The sequence below is a fragment of the Wolbachia endosymbiont (group A) of Barypeithes pellucidus genome (genome assembly GCF_964030885.1).
Classification (GTDB): domain Bacteria; phylum Pseudomonadota; class Alphaproteobacteria; order Rickettsiales; family Anaplasmataceae; genus Wolbachia.
On record NZ_OZ034985.1, the window covers coordinates 1,113,659 to 1,132,930 of the forward strand.

At 35.3% G+C, this 19,272-nt stretch carries 16 protein-coding genes and 5 pseudogenes; 11 read left to right on the plus strand and 10 right to left on the minus strand.

The genetic code is table 11. The features are described 5' to 3' along the window. Positions 1 to 65 precede the first annotated feature (65 nt). The 6 genes and pseudogenes from ACQH1X_RS05710 to ACQH1X_RS05735 form a co-directional block, all read right to left on the minus strand. A pseudogene (locus tag ACQH1X_RS05710) lies at positions 66 to 841 on the minus strand (Rpn family recombination-promoting nuclease/putative transposase). Further along, positions 838 to 1,284: a group II intron maturase-specific domain-containing protein gene (locus tag ACQH1X_RS05715; protein WP_425385963.1), complete on the minus strand. Its 447-nt coding sequence runs from the start codon at positions 1,282 to 1,284 to the stop codon at positions 838 to 840. The pseudogene ACQH1X_RS05710 and the gene ACQH1X_RS05715 overlap by 4 nt, the downstream one beginning before the upstream one ends. After that, positions 1,281 to 2,074: pseudogene (locus tag ACQH1X_RS05720) on the minus strand (IS5 family transposase). The gene ACQH1X_RS05715 and the pseudogene ACQH1X_RS05720 overlap by 4 nt, the downstream one beginning before the upstream one ends. A gap of 440 nt (positions 2,075 to 2,514) precedes the next feature. Further along, a complete protein-coding gene (gene grxD, locus ACQH1X_RS05725; protein ID WP_425385964.1) occupies positions 2,515 to 2,820 on the minus strand; it encodes a Grx4 family monothiol glutaredoxin in 306 nt (101 codons plus the stop codon). 15 nt (positions 2,821 to 2,835) lie between these two features. Continuing rightward, a complete protein-coding gene (locus ACQH1X_RS05730; RefSeq protein WP_425385965.1) occupies positions 2,836 to 3,054 on the minus strand; it encodes a BolA/IbaG family iron-sulfur metabolism protein in 219 nt (72 codons plus the stop codon). Positions 3,055 to 3,132: 78 nt separating this feature from the next. After that, positions 3,133 to 4,455, minus strand: coding sequence for a malic enzyme-like NAD(P)-binding protein (locus ACQH1X_RS05735; RefSeq protein WP_425385966.1), 1,323 nt, complete (start codon positions 4,453 to 4,455; stop codon positions 3,133 to 3,135). Positions 4,456 to 4,589: 134 nt separating this feature from the next. On the opposite strand from ACQH1X_RS05735, the gene pgsA reads away from it, so the two are divergent. The 8 genes and pseudogenes from pgsA to ACQH1X_RS05775 all read left to right on the plus strand — a co-directional run. Continuing rightward, positions 4,590 to 5,123 (plus strand): CDP-diacylglycerol--glycerol-3-phosphate 3-phosphatidyltransferase, encoded by a 534-nt coding sequence (gene pgsA, locus ACQH1X_RS05740; protein WP_425385967.1) that lies wholly within the window; start codon positions 4,590 to 4,592, stop codon positions 5,121 to 5,123. 120 nt (positions 5,124 to 5,243) lie between these two features. After that, complete coding sequence (locus ACQH1X_RS05745) at positions 5,244 to 6,185, plus strand: hypothetical protein (RefSeq protein WP_425385968.1); 942 nt, start codon at positions 5,244 to 5,246, stop codon at positions 6,183 to 6,185. A 60-nt stretch (positions 6,186 to 6,245) separates the two neighbouring features. After that, the gene (locus tag ACQH1X_RS05750; protein ID WP_425386676.1) at positions 6,246 to 6,953 is read left to right on the plus strand and encodes an outer membrane protein assembly factor BamD; all 708 of its coding nucleotides are present in this window, start codon (positions 6,246 to 6,248) and stop codon (positions 6,951 to 6,953) included. 59 nt (positions 6,954 to 7,012) lie between these two features. After that, positions 7,013 to 7,753, plus strand: coding sequence for a YebC/PmpR family DNA-binding transcriptional regulator (locus ACQH1X_RS05755; protein ID WP_425385969.1), 741 nt, complete (start codon positions 7,013 to 7,015; stop codon positions 7,751 to 7,753). A 273-nt stretch (positions 7,754 to 8,026) separates the two neighbouring features. Then, the gene (locus ACQH1X_RS05760) at positions 8,027 to 8,887 is read left to right on the plus strand and encodes a M23 family metallopeptidase (protein WP_425386677.1); all 861 of its coding nucleotides are present in this window, start codon (positions 8,027 to 8,029) and stop codon (positions 8,885 to 8,887) included. 7 nt (positions 8,888 to 8,894) lie between these two features. Beyond that, positions 8,895 to 9,452 (plus strand): annotated as a pseudogene (locus ACQH1X_RS05765) (SPFH domain-containing protein); the annotation flags it as partial. 218 nt (positions 9,453 to 9,670) lie between these two features. Beyond that, on the plus strand, positions 9,671 to 10,618 hold the full coding sequence (locus ACQH1X_RS05770; RefSeq protein ID WP_425385766.1) for an IS110 family transposase: 948 nt from the start codon (positions 9,671 to 9,673) through the stop codon (positions 10,616 to 10,618). A gap of 207 nt (positions 10,619 to 10,825) precedes the next feature. Continuing rightward, positions 10,826 to 11,116: pseudogene (locus ACQH1X_RS05775) on the plus strand (SPFH domain-containing protein); the annotation flags it as partial. Between the two features lie 747 nt (positions 11,117 to 11,863). On the opposite strand, the gene ACQH1X_RS05780 reads toward ACQH1X_RS05775, so the two are convergent. Beyond that, the gene (locus ACQH1X_RS05780; RefSeq protein WP_425385970.1) at positions 11,864 to 12,925 is read right to left on the minus strand and encodes a hypothetical protein; all 1,062 of its coding nucleotides are present in this window, start codon (positions 12,923 to 12,925) and stop codon (positions 11,864 to 11,866) included. Between the two features lie 237 nt (positions 12,926 to 13,162). On the opposite strand from ACQH1X_RS05780, the gene ACQH1X_RS05785 reads away from it, so the two are divergent. From ACQH1X_RS05785 to ACQH1X_RS05795, 3 genes are all read left to right on the plus strand, one after another. Further along, complete coding sequence (locus ACQH1X_RS05785) at positions 13,163 to 14,566, plus strand: malonyl-CoA decarboxylase (RefSeq protein ID WP_425385971.1); 1,404 nt, start codon at positions 13,163 to 13,165, stop codon at positions 14,564 to 14,566. A gap of 77 nt (positions 14,567 to 14,643) precedes the next feature. Beyond that, the gene (locus ACQH1X_RS05790; RefSeq protein ID WP_425385972.1) at positions 14,644 to 15,105 is read left to right on the plus strand and encodes a hypothetical protein; all 462 of its coding nucleotides are present in this window, start codon (positions 14,644 to 14,646) and stop codon (positions 15,103 to 15,105) included. 26 nt (positions 15,106 to 15,131) lie between these two features. Then, on the plus strand, positions 15,132 to 15,884 hold the full coding sequence (locus tag ACQH1X_RS05795; protein ID WP_425385758.1) for an IS5 family transposase: 753 nt from the start codon (positions 15,132 to 15,134) through the stop codon (positions 15,882 to 15,884). An 18-nt stretch (positions 15,885 to 15,902) separates the two neighbouring features. Here the strand turns inward: ACQH1X_RS05795 and ACQH1X_RS05800 are convergent. The 3 genes and pseudogenes from ACQH1X_RS05800 to rodA form a co-directional block, all read right to left on the minus strand. Further along, positions 15,903 to 16,535 (minus strand): annotated as a pseudogene (locus tag ACQH1X_RS05800) (IS4-like element ISWosp8 family transposase); the annotation flags it as partial. Positions 16,536 to 16,732: 197 nt separating this feature from the next. After that, positions 16,733 to 18,118, minus strand: coding sequence for an amidophosphoribosyltransferase (gene purF, locus ACQH1X_RS05805; protein ID WP_425385973.1), 1,386 nt, complete (start codon positions 18,116 to 18,118; stop codon positions 16,733 to 16,735). A gap of 25 nt (positions 18,119 to 18,143) precedes the next feature. Further along, positions 18,144 to 19,247, minus strand: coding sequence for a rod shape-determining protein RodA (rodA, locus tag ACQH1X_RS05810; RefSeq protein WP_425385974.1), 1,104 nt, complete (start codon positions 19,245 to 19,247; stop codon positions 18,144 to 18,146). Positions 19,248 to 19,272 lie beyond the last annotated feature (25 nt).

Sequence of the window (19,272 nt, forward strand, 5' to 3'; positions counted from 1 at the left end):
CCATTCAGCCAGTCCAACTGCAAATGCACTTTGAAATTACTCTGTAACCATTCACAGATTTTCACTTAATTCTGCAATTCTTTGATCTCACTCATGGAGAGGCCAGTAAACTTAACAATAGTGTTGACATTAACATTATAGCCAGCATTGCTTTTGCGACTTCAATTTTTCCTTCCTCTTTACCGATTCTGATGCCTCTTTCTTCGCCAATTTGTATACCTTTCTCTTCAGCAAGGTCAAGTCTGTATTCAAGGATGGCTTCTTCCTTACGTAGATCCATTATTCTTTCTTCATACGCTATTAGATCTTTTTCATTCCAGCTAAACCTGTCTAATTCATCGTAGGCTAACTTTATTATTGGTGCTTTTTCTGCTATTTTCCTTAAGTCTGCTTCCGTAGTTTCATCTGCATATTTGAAGAAAAACAACCAACGATCCACTATACTTTCTAGCTGTTCTTCCTTATTCTTTGGAAATTTTGGCAACTCAATAAATATAAAATAGAAATCTTTTAGATCATGCTCATTAGTGTCTTCATCTCGAATAGTATGCTTTGATTTGTACTCAGATTTATTAGGAAACAGTACACAATCTGCTATAGCAATGAAGATAATTTCCTTAAGGTTATGATACTGGTCACCTTTATCAGCTTGCCTTGAGTAAGCTTTAGCAGCATAGTATTGAGCACGTTTTTCAAAGCCTTTATCGCGAGCGAGCTGGTTAGGTAAGGAAGTAGTAGTAATACTACTTCCTCCCTTAGAAACGCAGCATGCGGGTTTCCCCACACTACGCTTGAGCCCCTTATCTAAGTTCTTCTTCTCTCGAACCGGCTTGTCTTTCATGATTCCTCGGAGAACAGCATCTTTAGTGGTGACACTAACAGTAGAGAACCTTCTCTTGAGAAAGAGCTTGCTAACATTTTTGTTCGTTTCACTCTTTCATCAAAATACTTTTTCCATTTAAAGTCAAGTGGATTTGCATCCTCTCTGATTTTTACATGTCGTCTGATAGGTATATCAATCAGCCTAAGCAATCTTAAATACCTTATCTCTTTCGGTTTGTTCTTGCATATTGGTGCAGCAAAGACCCATTGGCGTTGATTCATTACCTTAAAGTAACGATTCTTTATCCAACGTAATCCTTTACGGGGATGTCTTTTCTTTGCCCATTTCCATAGAGCACACATAATTTCATGGTCTATTTTGTTGAAAGCTCTTTTCGCACACACATGGTGATAGTAATTTTCCCATCCTCTCAGAGCTTGTCCGGAAACTGGTAAACTCAAGCATATTCCCTCCTTAACATAACCCTACTCATAGCCAGGTATATGAAATTTTCAGTGGATGTTGTAAGTAAATCGTATTCCTTTGATAGCCTTCTATTCCTCAAGCAAAAGTCCTTTCTACAACCCATCTTCTTGACTGTACTTTAAACCCCTGTTCCCTCATTGGTAGTAGTTCAGGTGGTGTGTCTTTGTGTACCCAAAACCTACATGGAGGCCTTTTAACAATTTCAATGTCTATTCCGTACTCTTTTTCTATGTACTCCTTTAAATTTCTTCCTTGATACCCCATATCAGCCCACATTTTCTTAACGTTAGTATATTTTTTCCTCATATTATCCAATGCTACCATCTCTGTCATTTTCACTAGCAGCACCCACATAACAGCCTAATATAAAACCCTGAGATTATGTGCCTTTTTCTACCTTTTACTTTTTTACTCCCATCATAACCTTTGACCCCCCTTTTTCTGTCGTTTTTACAGATTACTATGCAAGCACTTGGCTCCTCGTTTCTTCCCATTTTTGACCTACTATATTTAGTGATATCGTAGTTCATTTTTTCGAAAATTCCTTGCTTTTTCCACCTCCTAAATTGTTCATATACTGTCTTCCATGACGTGCGGTAAATAGCGCCATTGACATCCTGTACGTAGTACATAAAAAATTGCCGATAATACTTCTCTTTTGCTATGTTTTAGCGGCCTTCCTCCTTTCTTGTATGATACTCTAAAGTGTTTCTCTATTAGCGACCACTCTCTTTCACTAAGATCTGTAGGATACTTTTTTCTCATTTCTAACCCCATTTTTAAAACTCATATACTATACTTTTTTTCGTTTGCGGATAAGCTCTAACTATTGCATTCCTGAATTTTTTGATTCATCATTTTCATGACAAAATCGTCTTAACTTTCTCTCCACTTTTTCTGGGTAAGGTCACTAACTCTTTAGTAAGAGACGGTAGACTGTTTACTGAGGAATATAGTCCTAAGACTGCTTCTATATAATAATAGCGTAGCTGTGAATAAGTACACCACACAAATTTTAAGTACTTATTCACAGCTACATCAATTTTTCTATTGACTTTTAACACAACTGCTCCACCTAATGCTTAAGCTTAAAAACACTAGATGCTTTTTTCAAGATACAAGATCCTTTTTCATAGCTATACTACGTTATACCAATTCCAGCGTCTGGGCACTGGTTTCTTGGTACTTATTCCGCAATAATTTTTTTATTCTTTTAATAAGCTTTGCAATTCACCTTTTTCGTACATCTCGCGGGTTATGTCGCAGCCACCGATAAACTCTCCCTTTATATATAATTGTGGAATTGTTGGCCAATCAGAAAACTTTTTTATAGATTCACGTATTTCATCATTCTCCAATACGTTAATACACTTAAACTTCACGTTCAATTTTTTTAGGATTGACACGACGAGTCCAGAGAATCCGCATTGAGGAAAATCAGAAGTGCCTTTCATATACAATATCACATCATTTTCTGCTATATTTTTTTTTATTTGTTCAAAATTACTCATAAATTCACCTTATTTTTAAGTATTAGTTTCTAGCTGCAAGGCATATATAGACTGACCTTCTAGTGCTTTATATACCATTCTATGCTGTTCTATTTTTGTCTTTCCGAGAAAGCGCTTGGAGGTTATTTTTAAATAATAATGATCATTATCTCCAGCAAGATCATGAATCTTTATATCAGCGTCGGGGAACGATTGTTTGACGATTCTTTCTAGTTCATGAATTGCAATAACCATTGATTTACTTTAAATTACAATACTTTTATTATAAATCTAAAACGATTGAGCACAATTGAATTATTGATTGTATAGTTACTAATATCGTGAAGACAGTAAATTCAGCATGTTAAGAGCACTAGCAAGGCGAGATTTTAATTGATTTTCATATTTGCTCCAATCTTGTATTGCCTTTCTTGCAATACCTGAGTAAACTGCAGCTTTTGCAACAGCAGGAGATACTATAGAAATTAATCTTGGGTCAAATGGAGTAGGTATTATATATTCACGTCCATAGCTCATTTTACGACCGCCATAGGCTGCAGATATCTCACCTGGTACTGGCTCACGGGCAAGCTTTGCTATTGCATCTGCAGCTGCAATTTTCATTTCATCATTTATTGTTGTTGCATATACATCAAGCGCCCCTCTAAATATATAAGGAAAACCCATTACGTTGTTGACTTGGTTGTTGTAATCTGACCTACCAGTTGCGATTATTGCATCTGGCCTCACAGATTTTGCAAACTCAGGCCTTACTTCTGGATCGGGGTTAGCGAGAGCGAAAATAATCGGGTCTTTGCCCATACTCTTTAACATCTCTTCATTTAACACATCTTTTGCAGATAGTCCGATGAATACATCAGCGCCTTTTATTGTATCAAGTAGAGAACGTTCGGAAGTATCAATTGCATACTTTTCCTTCCACTCATTCATATCCTCGTTTCTACCTTTGTATATTACTCCTTGCTTATCACACAGCACTATATTTTTAGCGCCCATGGACTTTAGTATTTCTAAACATGCAATACCGGCTGCTCCAGCTCCATTCATGATGATCTTAACATCCTCTAATTTCTTTCCGGCAATATCAAGAGCATTTTCTATACCAGCTGCAACAACCACCGCAGTTCCATGCTGATCATCGTGGAATACTGGAATGTCCATCAATTCACTCAGACGTTTCTCTATTATGAAACAATCGGGAGATCTTATATCTTCTAAATTTATTCCTCCCCAACTTGGTCCAAGATATCTTACTGCATTGATGAAATCTTCTATATTTTCTGTATCAACTTCTATATCTACTGCATCAATATCAGCAAAACGCTTAAATAAAACAGCTTTGCCTTCCATGACAGGTTTTGCAGCAAGAGGACCGATATTACCAAGTCCAAGCACTGCAGTGCCATTTGAAATGACAGCAACACAGTTGCTTTTTGCTGTATAATCATAAACAACCTCAGGATTTTTAGCTATTTCAAGGCACGGAGCTGCAACGCCAGGAGAATAAGCAAGTGACAAATCATACTGGGTAGATAAAGGTTTTGTTGGCATGATTGAAATTTTACCAGGGTTACCACCTCTACTGTGATACTTAAGTGCTTCTTGTTTTGTGGTACTATCTAAATCATCATTCATCATTACATCCTTATATTTTAAGCTTGTATTTTTTAAGTATATGGAGTTTTTATAAATGTTCAATTGTAAACTATTAGCTTGTGAACTCTGTTGTACTTCTGTATAAGTTTACCTATTACGTAAGATGATATTACATGCTTAAGAAAAACGTGCCTAATTTGCTTACAATTTCTCGTGCACTTGCAATACCAGCAATAATATTAAGTTTTTATATAGAAAATAAATATGCAGGCCTGATAACAATATCAATCTTTGTATTTGCGTGCATTACGGATTTTTTTGATGGTTACCTGGCGCGTGCGTGGAAAGTCCAATCAAAGTTTGGCAAGCTATTTGATCCAATTGCTGATAAATTAATAGTGGTTTCAACGATAATTATGCTAATTTATAAGCAAAAGGTAAATGATTTTACAATAGTACCGTCGATTATCATCATCTGTCGGGAGATATTAGTCTCGGGTTTACGGGAGTTTCTGATAGCTACAAATGTTAGTCTACCTGTAAGCAAAGCTGGAAAAATTAAAACATTTCTACAGATGGTTGCTGTAGTAGCGCTAATAATGAACGATTATTATATGATTCAATATACAGGTGCGATTTGTTTATGGGTTGCAGCTATTATAACTGTGTGGTCAGGCTATAATTATATCCTAGCCGGCATCAAATAGATTGATTAAATCTCCTAGGAAATAGTTAATAGACAAGAGTAGTTAATATCTTAGTGATATTGACTCAGAAAGCAAAAAGGTGTATAATTGTATTAACTTACAACTAATTAGGTTAATATTATGAAAATACCTAGTGGCAAATTTTCTTCTACCAAAAAGGTTCCAGGAAAGAATAAGAAAAAAAGAGATTTTGAACCATTAGAAGAGTTTTTTGGGGATTTTTGGCCAACAGTTGATAAAGAAGTCAAAAGAGAAAGGCTAGAACAAGAGCTATTAACACTAAAAAAAAGAGAGCTATATAGACAATGTGCATCATTGGTAACAATGGTTCCATTTGCATTATTTATGGCTATTGAACTGGAAAAAATATGTAGCGATCAGGTATTACTTGGCGTGATAAGTGGCGCGCTAAGTCACACTATATTACCTTTCATGGTCCTATCTCTTATTTGCACACTATATTTAATTTACAATAATAGGAAAATAGCACAAAAAGAACGAGAGTTGAAAAATATTGAAAATGAAGAGGAAGTAAAGGAAAAAGAGCACAATATTTCTGATATAGGTCAGTGTTTGATCTATATTGAGGCTATAACAACTGCACTGGTCATTGTGGGTATGATAATGGGTGAAACATCTTCACTTGAAGCAGCAGAGGATGCAATTTTATTTCTTGCCAATGCAATTGCTTTTCTTGTAACTATTGTTTCTTATATTGATAAGCATGAAAAAAATAAGAAAAAGGAAACAGAAAAGTCTGATCTTGATGAGAAATCTAGCAAGAAAACTAGCAATATGTCTGTAGCCGGATTGGCGCTTGCTGGTTCTTCTATATTTTTAATAAGAAGGATAATGTTAATGGCATTAGCATCGTCCTTAAATCCTGCTGTTGGACCTACTTTAGGCTTGATAGGTATTGCAATTTTTATGGCTGTACAGGTCTTAACTATACATTCCTACAGCAAGACGCTGAAAGATCCAAAAGTGGAAGGACGAGGTGAATCAAGAAATGCAGGTAGTTCTGACCGTAGTTATAAAGAAGAAGGGCCGGCTATTGCCTAAGAAATTTATTTATTTAAGTAATATTTAGGTCTATACTTTATTTTGATCAAAAAAAATCTTATGTATAAGACTTTAATCACGTGCTTTATTTTCCTAATTTGCTCCTTTACACAATCGTATGCGAATGATCTTGAAAAAACTGAAACTGAACTATATGAAGAAGCAGTTGAACTTTTTGACCAGAAAAAATATAAACAAGCTATTAGGGCATTTCATAAGATAGAGGATTTGTATCCTTTGTCTTATTGGGCAATGAAAGCGAAATTATTATCTGGGGTTTCTCACTATAATATGGGTAACTATAGCAGTGCTGCAAGTGATATGGATGATTATATATATGTTTATTCAAATGGTGAAGATTTACCATATGTATACTACTTAAGAGTATTATCTTATTGCATGCAAATTAATAAAGTGCAACTTGGACAGCAAACTGCATATAAAACTTTAGAGCTGGCTACAGAGTACATTAATCTCTTTCCAGGCAGCGAATATGTAGACGAGATAAAGGAAAAAGCAAAGCTAATCACAGAGCATATATCAACAAAAGAGTATTTTATCGGTAAATTTTATCTGAGGCGTGGTGAATATTTGGCAGCAATTAAGCGTTTCCAGAATATGGCAAGCTATAAGGATTCTAAATATTTTTCTAAGTCTATTAACCATTTAATAGCAGCCCTTTCAGCTATTGGCCTTGACTTAGAAGCTAAGCAGTATGAAAGTATGTTATTAGCAGAAAACCTGCAAGATGCCAAGCCAGAGGCTTGAAAATTTGCTTTAGCTTTTTCTATGCTTTGATATATAATTAGGTTTTTAACTATTTGAATATGGCTGGTCATTCACAATTTTCAAATATAAAACATCGGAAAGGCGCTCAGGATGCAAAGCGCTCTCAAAAATTTACGAAGCTGATCAGAGAAATAGCAGTTGCTGCAAAGCAAGGGCTACCCGATCCCGAACTCAACCCGCGCCTTCGCTCTGCTATATTTGCTGCACGCAAGGAAAATCTACCAAAAGATAAAATAGAAACAGCAATAAAAAATGCAACTGGTAACGTTGCTGGAGAAAATTACGAGGAAATACAATATGAAGGTCATGGGCCTTTTGGCACTGCACTCATTGTCCATGCCTTGACTAATAACCGCAACCGTACTGCTTCTGAGGTACGTTATATCTTTTCTCGTAAAGGTGGAAATTTAGGAGAAACAGGAAGTATTAGTTACCTTTTCGATCATGTAGGCTTAATCGTCTATAAAGCAGAAGGTATGAATTTTGACGATTTATTCAGTCATGGAATCGAATTAGAAGTATTGAATGTTGAGGAAAATGACAAAGAAGGATTACACGTTATAACTTGTGAAATAAAAGATTTTGGTAAAGTACGCGATGCCTTTTATGCAAAATTCGGAGAACCAGAACTTGCTCGTCTTTCACGGCAGCCAAAAGATCTGATTGAAATTAGCGATAAAGAGTTGATTGATAAATTATCTGCATTGGTTGAAGAGCTGGAAGATAATGATGATGTACAGTATGTGGAAGGTAATTTTACTTTTGTTGATGCTGTTTAAATGATGAAGCTGATTATATTTATACTGCTCTTTATCTTACCGTTATATACCGCTGAAACATCAACAGATTTTGCAGTGCTGTTCCAGCATGGGATCAGGAAAAAAGAGCCAGTGTCAAACAAACAACTGTACGAACATTGTGATATAAGGGTAATTTCCACCAAGAAAGATGTCATCCCAGTGCTTGACTACTTGGATCCAGAAAATTCAATTACAAATGAACACATCAAGCGATTGTATAATAAAAACTGGATTCCAGCGTCAAGCGCTGGAATGACAGGAGAGGATTTTGAGGTGACAGAAAGCAACCATGATAGAAGATTATTATTCATATCCAGTACCATAAAATCTTCCTTTTTTGCCACGGGAATTGAGCAAGGGTTGGCGCCAAATACAGTGGTGAAATTGATCAACATATATAAAGATTTCGGTGTTGATTTTAAAAAAGACATTGTGCCGAAGAGTAAATTGGAGGTTCTTTTTGAGAGATTGCCTAATAATCAGAAGACTGAAGAAAAAATTTTATATGCTTCACTGACAATAAACAAGAAAGCTATTAGTTTATATCATTATAAATCGCAAGACGGCAAAGAAAGGTATTTTAATAATGAAGGAATAAGCTTAAAAAATGGCGAAATTTTTGCAAATCCTTTAAATGGAGATTATCGCATATCCTCAAAATTTGGCAATAGAAAGCATCCTGTTCGCGGTAAAATTGCTTTTCACAAAGGAGTGGATTATGCAGCTAAACTTGGCACTCCCATATACGCTGCTGCAGAGGGTGTGATAGAATATATAGGAAAGAATGGTGGCTATGGAAATTACATCAAAATAAAACACAAAAATGAATATTCAACCTGTTACGCGCACATAAGTAGATTTAGTGACGATATAAAGTTAGGCTCTAAAGTAAAGCAGGGGCAGGTCATCGCTTATGTTGGTAGCACTGGTGTTGCAACAGGACCCCATTTACATTACGAAGTTATATATAACGGCAAACACATCGATCCGCTTACGATAGCGCATAAAACTGAAGTAAAATTGCCTGATCATGAATTAAGAGAGTTTAAACTATTTGTAAATAAGATAAATAAAACGATCAACAGAGAGGATTCAAGTGAAAAAGAAGTTTAAAGACAATATAGATAAGAATACGATAAACGATAGAAATTTAAGTCAACTCCGTTTTTTTTCTGTACTAATAGCGCTAGGATTAATTTTATCGCTGCTTTTTTTTGCATATGACAGCACAATTGCGCTTGGAGTTGCTGCTGTTTCAATTTTGACTTTTCTTCAAGGATTTTTTATTAATGACCCTAATGAAGCAAGAGTGATAGAGTTTTTTGGTCATTATATTGGAACTTATTTTAAGTCTGGAATATGTGTAACGCTTCCCTTTTTAAACAAATATATAGTTTCCCTAAAATTTCAGAATATTAACACAGAAAAAATAAAAGTTAATGATGCAAACGGAAGTCCAATAGAGATTTCTGCAGTAATTGTTTGGAGAGTAAACAGCCCGGCAAAGGCGTATTATAATGTTAACAACTATCACGAATTTGTTTTTGTACAAAGTGACTCAGTAATAAGAGAATTAGCAAGCAATTATCCGTATGACAGCGAAAGCGATGAGGAGTCTTTACGTAAAAATTCTGATAAAATTTCAGATGAATTGCGGTCAATGTTACAACAAAGATTGTAAGTTAAAAACATGTTATAAAAGAAACAAGAGGGAAGATAACCCTACTCACTATAGGAATAGGGCTATCACGGGCGTGTGCGACCGAACAAAGATTGGTATTACAACCGTTCCTATCAAGGTACACTAGCCCATCTCTCGATACGTTTGAATAGTTGTATGGGACATATATATGCACCCGTTTACAATCTTAAATTAATAAAACTATCGAGGTTATCATGGTTACATCTTATCAAAATTTTATTGGCATTGACATCGGAAAATTCAAGAATGTTGTTGCGGTTCACAAACAGAAAAATGCTGTCGAATTTGACAATAATACTTCTGGTTGGCAACAATTGTTTCAAAAATTCTCAGATATCTTACCTAATTCTTTAGTGACTTTAGAAAACACAGGAAAATATGAGCTTGGTTTGTCGCATTTTCTTATTGACAAGAATATCACCGTACATCGAGCTAATACCCGCAAAGTAAAAAGTTTTATTTTATCTCACGGAACTTTAGCAAAATCCGATAAATCAGATGCAAGGGCTCTTGCTCAATATGGATTTGAACGCCATAGAACTCTCTCTCTATTTGTACCTACTTCTGAAAAACAATCAACCTTGGTTGCACTTTGTCAACGTCGTGATGGCATCACGCAAATGAGAACTCAGGAAAAATGTAGACTGGAAGCACCTGAAAACGACCATATAAGGGAAAGTTGTCAAAAAACTATTGAATTCTTTAATAGCCAAATAGATGAACTCAGTAATACTATACAAAAAATCATTGATGAAAGCCATGAGTTACAAGAACATCAAAAAATCCTTAAAACAGTTCCTGGAATAGGTAAAAAGTTATCACAAGATTTTCTGTGTTTAATACCAGAGCTTGGTTACTTAAACAGAAGAGAAGTAGCAAGTCTTGCCGGAGTTGCACCTCATCCTAGGGAAAGTGGTAAAGCTGTTGGTTATCGAAGGATTATAGGTGGTAGAAGTAATGTCCGTAAAAAGCTTTTTATAGCTGCCATGTCTGCTGCAAGGTCCAAATCTGTACTTGGTGCCTTTTATTCCAAGCTTGTTGAAAGTGGTAAGAAGAAAATGGTAGCTATAACAGCTCTAATGCGAAAAATTATAGTAATTGCTAATGCAAAACTTAAAGAAGCAATTAATTTGCATACTTAAAAATCCTCACAACGGTAACTGAAATTGGCTAATGAATATGTGCGTCCACACAGACTTAAAGCACATATTCATTAGCTAAGCAGAAATTGTTGTGGCAGTGTTTGATATAAAATTTTATTTCTATGACACACGGGTTTTTATTGCCTACATGATTGAACAAAGTTACAGAATTACACAAATAAAAAATTTTAAAAAAAACATAGTTGATTAGATATTGCAGGAATTGAGATTACAGAAGCAAGAATATCGCATTTGGCGTATTCGTCCGAGATTGCACAAGCAATGTTAAGGCGTCAACAAGCACATGCTATCACTTCGGCAAGAAGGCATATAGTGCAAAATGCAATAGGAATTGTCGAGGAAGTAATAGCTCATTTTGAAAAAAACAAAAGCCTACAATTAGATGGCAAGCAAAAAGTTCAATTGATAAATAATTTGTTGGTTGCCCTAATCTCTGAGCAAGATGCACAACCGACGATTAGTTTGGATAATAATTAGCTTAGGTATACTTTTAATTCTTTTTGGTTAATAGGCCAAACTATGTTATTATTATAATTTAGTAAAGAAATTTAAGATTATCAACATTTTAAGCTTGATATAGCTAATGCAAGTCAGGTTTCCCTCGTCATACCGCCACGAACCGTCATACCGCCGCGGTATCTCTAGATCCCGCTAACAAGTAGCGGGATGACGGTTGTCGTTTAGCTATAAACATTAAGAAATTTACCAAACAAAAAAAAAGGCAAAAGAAACCCCGTTGGTGGTTGGCTATTTACTATGTACTAAAATATCGGCGTTTTTTTATTCTAAAACGCTTGATTAAGAGCGATTTAGTTACTTTTAACTTGCAACTAACCTACACCGCAAGTGTTTAAGAAATTTACTAAGCAGGAAAAAAGGCAAAGAAACCCCGTAGTAGCTAGCATTCAAATTCTCCCTTGTCAATTTGACGTTTTTTGCTGTCTTAAACGCTTTGTAAGCGCGTTTCGGCTTATATAGGTAAAAACCCAGAAATTTTTAAAGACATGCGATGCACGTAGTGCGAAAAATTAAACATGAGACGCCAAATACCCTAAGTTTTTTGTCATTAACCTGCACAAATTGCGAAGATAAATAAATAGCTTCAGTCTCATGATAAGGGGACTGGCGAAGGGTGTCAAGTAAGTTTTTTCGTCTCTATTCCCAATAAAAGTTCGTTATATGGTTATGCAAGAAGTCTAATGTTAGAAGGGTTAGCTATAATTCTTAACCGCCATGAACGTGTCCGTTACTGTGGACAGGCGGTTCTACATTTTCCAAACAACTGCCTACTTTCAGTGAGTTGTTCAGATTATGCTCTATTTGTGTTTTTGTTTCGAACTTAAATCCTAACTTTTCGCAGAATTTTTGGAAATATTCTTTAATAATGTCAAACAAACTCTTTTCACCCTCTTGATAGTTTTTTAGCTCTTCAGGAGCAGTAAGTGACAATTTGCCGTCTTTATATGTTACACCATCTTTACCATCTTGAGACTCAAGTGTGAATTCTAATGAGCTGGATAGATCACATATTTTTTCTTCTGGATTGTCAAATGTGGTTATAGGTATTGCCATATCAGACTTAATTTTTATGTGATTGTGGTCAATGTAGTAGATATTTAGTGCTTTTTCAGGATTATGTGGAGTTAAGCTGTAACTGCTAAGCGCAGCGTGATACTCATTAAATATACCAGCTCCATACCCTGCTTGATTACAATTAGTAACTAGCTCTTCTAAAATGGGGTCACTTGGAACTTTTGCTCCAGCATATTTGAACATTTCCTTAAAAACTTCTTTTGCAAATGGGCGGTGATTTTTATCTCCCTTTTTTGGTAGTAGGTGATTATGCTCCTTTCCTATGTTGTAAAATCTTTCAAACTCTTTTCTATATGAATCAGTTTTCTGATGATCAGTAATTTCAGGATTATTGAAGTGGTTCTCCAAAATTTTAGGTAATCTATTCTGATTAAGCTCTTTTAACACTGAATCAACAAAAACTCTACCCTGATCTGTATCTATTTCTCTTTCACCAACTAGAGAATCACTATAAATATCATTCTCACTAAGAAGCTTACTCTCATAGTCCTTCGCTCCTTCTTTCAGCACAATAATAAGACTTTTATCTATTTTTTTTTCATTAATAACGAAATTCATCCTGTGGAAATCTAAGTACATTGTTTCGCCAGAGTTTGCTTCTTTATTATCCTCTGCAGCTCTTAATTTACTGAAGTCAAATTCTTTAGCTTGAGCGTTTAATGTAACGATTGGATTTTTCTTTGCTTCTGCCATAATCTTGCTCCCCATTAACATTCTGAAATTAATTGTATTACTGAATTGTTAATAATCTAGTAATAGTGCCTGCTATGTAGCTAAAATTTTCCTTTAACTTAAGCTATATGTAGCTAAAATAACTTGGGTTTACCGACGATTTGACAAACCGTCATCCCGCTGCTTGTTAGCGGGATCTAGAGATACCGCGGCGGTATGACCCTGACTTGCATTAGCCATGTATAATAAAGGGAATCTATGACAAAAGAATCATTGGTAAAAACTGATATAGTGAAAGTTGAAGACAAAAAAGCGGTAAGAAGCTTTTTTAAAATACTAGGTGGAGTGGCAGATGCTGTAAGATCGTGGATTGGTAACATCAGTCCTGATTTAAGCAACAGTCGCGATATCGATAGTTTAGTCTTGAAGATGAACGAGTGCTTAAACCCAAAGGGAGGGGAAGTTTCAGCACGTAAAAACGCTGTATCTCTTGGTAATCTGTACTTGAGCTTATCAGAGAAAGGTAAAATAAAATTTCTACAAACCCTGGCAGAAAAATTTAATCCGAATAAAGCGGAAATAGATGAGAAAATTAAAGAGTATAAGAAAAACCAAGATCCCGAGTTAAACTATAAATTTGAGCAGGATTTAATAAAAATTCTTGAATCACCACGTTCTAAAATATTAAAGCAATTTATTTCTTTACCAGAAGGCCTTAAGTTTATTGTTGATATGCGTTCTGATGTGCTTAAGCTAAAGAACCAACATAGAAGCTTGAATCCTCTAGAGAACGAATTAAAAAATATACTCTATACTTGGGTTGATGTTGATCTACTTGATCTTCGTCAAATCACCTGGGATTCACCTGCATCATTGCTAGAAAAACTTATAAAATATGAAGCTGTGCATAAAATTTCCTCTTGGGGCGACCTAAAAAACAGACTAGACTCTGATCGTCTCTGTTTTGCTTTTTTTCATTACAAGATACCAAACGAACCTCTAATTTTTGTAGAGGTTGCATTGGTGGATAAGATTGCAGATAGCATTCAACACCTTTTAGATGAGTCGGTACCTTCAAATGATCCGAGTAATGCGAGCACTGCTATATTCTATTCAATATCAAATACTCAAGCAGGGTTATCTGGAATCAGCCTTGGTAATTTTTTGATCAAAAGGGTTGTAGAAAAGCTATCGCAAGAGTTTAAAAGTATAAAAACATACGCAACTCTTTCTCCAATACCTGGCTTTACGAAATGGCTAAAAAACAATCTAAACCAAGATGTCACTTTATTGGGCAAACTAAATATAAAACAATCTAGTACAGAAATTTTAGAAAGTGCAGAGCAATTAAAAATTAACGTTGAATGTACAAATGAAACTAAACAATGCATGCTTAAACTATGTGCATATTATTTACTAAAAGTGAATAATAGTAATGGAAATGCTTATGACCCGGTGGCGCATTTTCATTTAAGCAATGGTGCATCGATAAAACAATTAAACTGGATGGCGGATACTTCTGAAAAGGGTATTAGTCAGTCGGCTGGAATGATGGTAAATTATCTGTATGAGTTGCCTAAAATAGATAACAATCATGAAAACTATATGGTTAATAAAGTGATTTCCTGCTCGAAAAAAGTGTCGTCTATGTTGAAGGAATAATAGGAAATGCATAAATATGTTGAAAATTTCCTAATGTTTATGTATATAATATTAGATAATTTTGTGAGGGAAAGTGTATGATTTTGAGAAAACTTCAAGATATTGAGAAAGAAATAAATCAATCAATACAGAGCAGGTCGATAGTAAAATCTCCTCTGTATGGTAATCTAGTTGAAGATATTAAAGAAAGTCTGGAGCTAGTTGGAAAGGATCATAATCAAAAAGAAGAAATAATCAGAAAGCTTTGGAGTATCTATCAATCGCTTACAATAGAACATGCTATTATTGAAGAGGATTGTTGGGATAGCTTGAAACACTCTTTAGCTAACAATGAGCCTTTGAGTGACAAGTATAATATTGAAGTAGCTTATAAAAACTTAAACATAGTGGTAGAAGCTTTAAAGCTACTTGATAATGGTAACGATGGTAGAAGAGACAAACTTAATCAAGCTATGTCACTTCAGAAAAAAATGAAAGAAGCGCTAGGCTCTGTGGACAAAAAATATGAAAAGAGAGAAAAAGATGGTAGTTTAGCTTAATAGGTAAAAAATGGAGAAACTACCATATGCAATATTACATCAAAGAGGAAAATTGGAAACAAATTTTAGAGTTCATAAAAAGCGTAAAAGGAATGCATAGCAAAGATGAAAAACGTTTAAGAATATTCATAGAGGCAGTGTGGTACATAGTCCGAAGTGGTTGCCAATGGAGACTTTTACCAAAAACTTATGGTAATTACAGGAGTATACATAAGCGATTTAAAAGATGGTGTGAAAGAGATGTCTGGGAAAAATTGCTTGAATATACTAAACAAGAGCCTGATTTAGAAGTTGCTATAATCGACGGTACGATCATCCGAGCCCATCCATGTTCATCTGGATATACAAAAAACTCCAAGGATCAAGAAGCTTTAGGGAGGAGCAAAGGTGGCTTTACAACTAAAATACATGCGCTTGTCGATGCACTTGGAAATCCACTTAAATTTACTCTGACCCCTGGTCAAAGAAATGAGATTACACAAGCAGCAACATTAACTGAAAGTGTCTATAATACCACTGTAGTGGCTGATAAAGGCTATGACAGCAATGCTTTTGTTACGAGTCTTGAAAGCAAGGGATGTACAGCAGTTATTCCTCCGAAGCGTAATCGAAAAGTGCAGAGGGGTTACGATAAACACATTTATAAAGAGCGTCATTTAATTGAGTGTTTTTTCGGTAAAATTAAGAACTTTAGGCGTATTTTTTCCAGATTCGATAAAACGGCTGAGGTTTTTATGGGTTTTCTAAATTTTGTCGGGGCTCTTGTATGGCTTCTCTAAAATTTTGTCCACAGAGCCTAGCACAAAGTCAAAATCTAATTCACCAGATGAACCATAGCTTGCTATAATTTCTTTTTTGCAAGCGAAAAATAAAGTCTACTTTCAATTCATAATGCTGCTGAATGAATTTTAATGAAGACGGTAGTAGATAAATAATTTGATTTAATGAACACATTTGAGTAACGACTTCAGGTTTCTGCTAACGTTTGCTCACCCACATTCCAGGCCGCAAGGCGAGCACTACAAATCAGCGAAGTACATAAATCAACAAACAAATTGCCAATGGTGCCTATTGTTCCATTTGGTTCAAATTCGGATACAATTTCTTCAGAGCTGAATACCAGAACCATCTGCTGCAATAAGCCTATAGCCTCTCCAGCTCAGGCTCATCTTGATAGGCTGTTTGGATGCTTAAATTCTTTAAAACCTGTATTTATATCTTGCTTTAGAAAAAGCTTGCTTTGAGGGTGGAACTTAATGAGCTCACATTCTATTCCTAAACTTTTCTTAATTAACTTTAAAATCATAGAAAATACTGTCGTAAAAGGAAGTTTTCTTGTTCGTGTAAAACTCAACACAATGGATTCTCTGAAAAGCTTTCGAGTATATTATATTTTTAATTTGTAGAATAAGATTTTTTCCTTTTTGCATGTTTCACCTAAAAAGGACACATTTTAGACTTCTTTGTTGAAATAAAACAGAAACAAAAGTGCTGTTTATTGCAGCTTTTGGGTAATTTAATGGTAAAAAATTTAGAGAGAAGTTTTATACACAATCACTGATATTTTCCCTTAAGTTGACGCCATTGGCTGAACGGGTACAATTGAGCTCCAGTGATCTTGTGTAGACTATTTGCCAATCGGATAATCACCAGTGAAACAAGCATCACAATATTGTGGTGTAGCATTGTTACGCTTTTCTGCTTTAACAGCCTGATATAGTCCATCAATACTCAAGAAGGCTAGGCTATCTACTCCTATAACTTCCTTAATTTCCTCTACAGATTTATTTGCAGCAATTAAATCTTTGCACTCTGGCGTATCTATTCCATAAAAACAAGAATGCTTAATTGGTGGGCTTGAAATTTTGAGGTGAATTTCTTTTACTCCTGCATCCTTTAACATAACTATTATATTTGTTAACGTACTACCACGCACTATACTATCATCTATTAAAATTATGTTTTTACCCTTTAAAATGTGCTTATTAGCGTTGAATTTCAATTTTATTCTAACTTTACGTACTTCAGCGGTTGGTTGTATAAAAGTTCTTCCTATGTAATGATTACGAATTATCCCCAGTTCCATAGGTAATCCTGAATGTTCTGCGTATCCAATAGCTGCAGGTATTCCAGAATCAGGTATTGGTACAATCATATCCACATTGTTTTTTGGTGGACTTTCCTTCGCAAGTATTCTTCCTATTTCTTTTCTTGTATCGTATATAGACCTATTCTCCATTATGCTGTCTGGTCTTGAAAAATAAACGTATTCAAAAATACAAAAACTTGATTTTTGCTGTGGGAAAGGAAACATTGAGGCTAGCTTACTATCCGAACTGATGGTAACTAATTCGCCTGGTTCTATTTCTCTAACAAATTCTGCATTTACTATATCAAGAGCACAAGTTTCAGATGCAAGAACGTAAGAACCGTTTAACTTTCCTAAAACAAGAGGCCTGATTCCAGATGGATCACGTACTCCAATAACTACTTCTTGATTGATTGCCACAAAAGAATAAGCACCTTGTATTCGCTTTAATGCATATATAAAACTCTCTAAGAAGCTATCTTTTTCACCGCTTGCTGTTAGATGCACTACTACTTCTGTATCAATATCTGACTGAAAAACGCACTCTTGTTTAATTAATTGTTCGCGTATCGGAGAAATATTAATTAAATTACCATTATGTGCTATGGCAAAACCCCCAAATTTGCCACTTTTGCCAAACATGGGCTGCACTCCAAATTTACTACCACTTGTTGAGTATCGAACATGACCTATTGCACAATCTCCAGGTAAGGATTTCTTTATTTCATCTATATCATCAAATACGCTGCTCACTTGACCTTGAAAGTGATAAGAGTGCAGCTTATCGTTGTTACTGGTTGCTACGCCAAAAGACTCTTGACCTCTATGCTGCAAAGCGTGGAGAGCAAGTATAGAGTTAAAAGCAGCACTTTGGTTGCAACTTATGCCAAATACCCCACACTCCTCACGCATTTCATCTAGCATAAAAACTATTAAGTAAAGTTTAATTCTACTTTAGCATAGGTAAAATACAAGCATTTTGTTGTTCATCTGCTTTTATTGCCAGCAATAATCCTATACATATCAAACTTGCAGCAGTTGTACTTCCTCCATAGGACAGAAATGGCAATGGGTCGCCTATCACAGGCAAGAGGCCTATTGACATTCCGATGTTTATAAAGAAATGAGCACTAAAAAAGGCGAAAATTCCGATAGATACTAACTTAGAAAAATAATTTTTCGACCTATAAGCGATAGAGAAAATTATTCCAAGTAATGAGGTATAAAGCAAAATTAAAGCCATGCTACCTAAAAAGCCCCACTCCTCACTCAGCACTGCAAAAGCAAAATCTGTACGCTTTTCCGGCAAAAATCCAAGTTGAGTTTGACTTCCGTTAACAAAGCCCTTACCAAGTAAACCTCCTGAACCAATAGCTATCTGAGATTGCTGCGCATTATAACCTATCCCAAGTGGATCCACTGATGAATCCAAAAACGACAATATCCTTTGCTTGTGATAAGGACGTAAGAAAGGCCAAATAGCCGGTACTGCAAAAATGCCAAGAGTTCCACATATTACTGAATGAGATCTTTTTATTATTGCTGTGAATATAATTGACATCCCTATAAGTAACATTATTACAGCTGTGCCTAAATTAGGTTGCTTTAACACCAAGAACACGGGTAAGAAAATAATTATAAGTGCCTTAAGCAATCTTTTAAATTCCATCATTTTATACACACTCTGCTTATCAAAATAGCGAGCAAGCGCAAGTATTAAGCCCACTTTTGCAAATTCTGATGGTTGCAAACTAATCGACCCAATTCTTATCCACCTTGTTGCACCCATTATGTGTGAGCCAAAAAAATTTACTGCTAATAGCGAAATCGTTGCTGCTATATAAAAAAAGTAGGCGTGCTTCAAATAAAAATCTAGTTCTATGAATGACATAGCTATAGCGAGTAGGAAAAAGAAGGAGAATATGACCAGTTGGTGAATCGCAAATGGCACCCACTTTCCTCCAGCAGAAGAGTATTGAACAACAATGCCAACGCAAAACAGAGCTATCACGTTAATGACTAACAACCAATGAATCTTCTTCAGCCTATCCACAATAAAGACCTTATAACCTTAAAGT

Excerpts from the sequence above, each read along its gene's own strand:
- ACQH1X_RS05730 (WP_425385965.1), bottom strand. The coding sequence starts at position 3,054 with ATGGTTATTGCAATTCATGAACTAGAAAGAATCGTCAAACAATCGTTC.
- pgsA (WP_425385967.1), top strand. The coding sequence starts at position 4,590 with ATGCTTAAGAAAAACGTGCCTAATTTGCTTACAATTTCTCGTGCACTT.
- ACQH1X_RS05795 (WP_425385758.1), top strand. The coding sequence starts at position 15,132 with ATGCAATATTACATCAAAGAGGAAAATTGGAAACAAATTTTAGAGTTC.
- ACQH1X_RS05750 (WP_425386676.1), top strand. The coding sequence starts at position 6,246 with ATGTATAAGACTTTAATCACGTGCTTTATTTTCCTAATTTGCTCCTTT.
- ACQH1X_RS05735 (WP_425385966.1), bottom strand. The coding sequence starts at position 4,455 with ATGAATGATGATTTAGATAGTACCACAAAACAAGAAGCACTTAAGTAT.
- grxD (WP_425385964.1), bottom strand. The coding sequence starts at position 2,820 with ATGAGTAATTTTGAACAAATAAAAAAAAATATAGCAGAAAATGATGTG.
- ACQH1X_RS05755 (WP_425385969.1), top strand. The coding sequence starts at position 7,013 with ATGGCTGGTCATTCACAATTTTCAAATATAAAACATCGGAAAGGCGCT.
- ACQH1X_RS05790 (WP_425385972.1), top strand. The coding sequence starts at position 14,644 with ATGATTTTGAGAAAACTTCAAGATATTGAGAAAGAAATAAATCAATCA.
- purF (WP_425385973.1), bottom strand. The coding sequence starts at position 18,118 with ATGCTAGATGAAATGCGTGAGGAGTGTGGGGTATTTGGCATAAGTTGC.
- ACQH1X_RS05770 (WP_425385766.1), top strand. The coding sequence starts at position 9,671 with ATGGTTACATCTTATCAAAATTTTATTGGCATTGACATCGGAAAATTC.
- ACQH1X_RS05785 (WP_425385971.1), top strand. The coding sequence starts at position 13,163 with ATGACAAAAGAATCATTGGTAAAAACTGATATAGTGAAAGTTGAAGAC.
- ACQH1X_RS05760 (WP_425386677.1), top strand. The coding sequence starts at position 8,027 with ATGACAGGAGAGGATTTTGAGGTGACAGAAAGCAACCATGATAGAAGA.
- ACQH1X_RS05780 (WP_425385970.1), bottom strand. The coding sequence starts at position 12,925 with ATGGCAGAAGCAAAGAAAAATCCAATCGTTACATTAAACGCTCAAGCT.
- ACQH1X_RS05745 (WP_425385968.1), top strand. The coding sequence starts at position 5,244 with ATGAAAATACCTAGTGGCAAATTTTCTTCTACCAAAAAGGTTCCAGGA.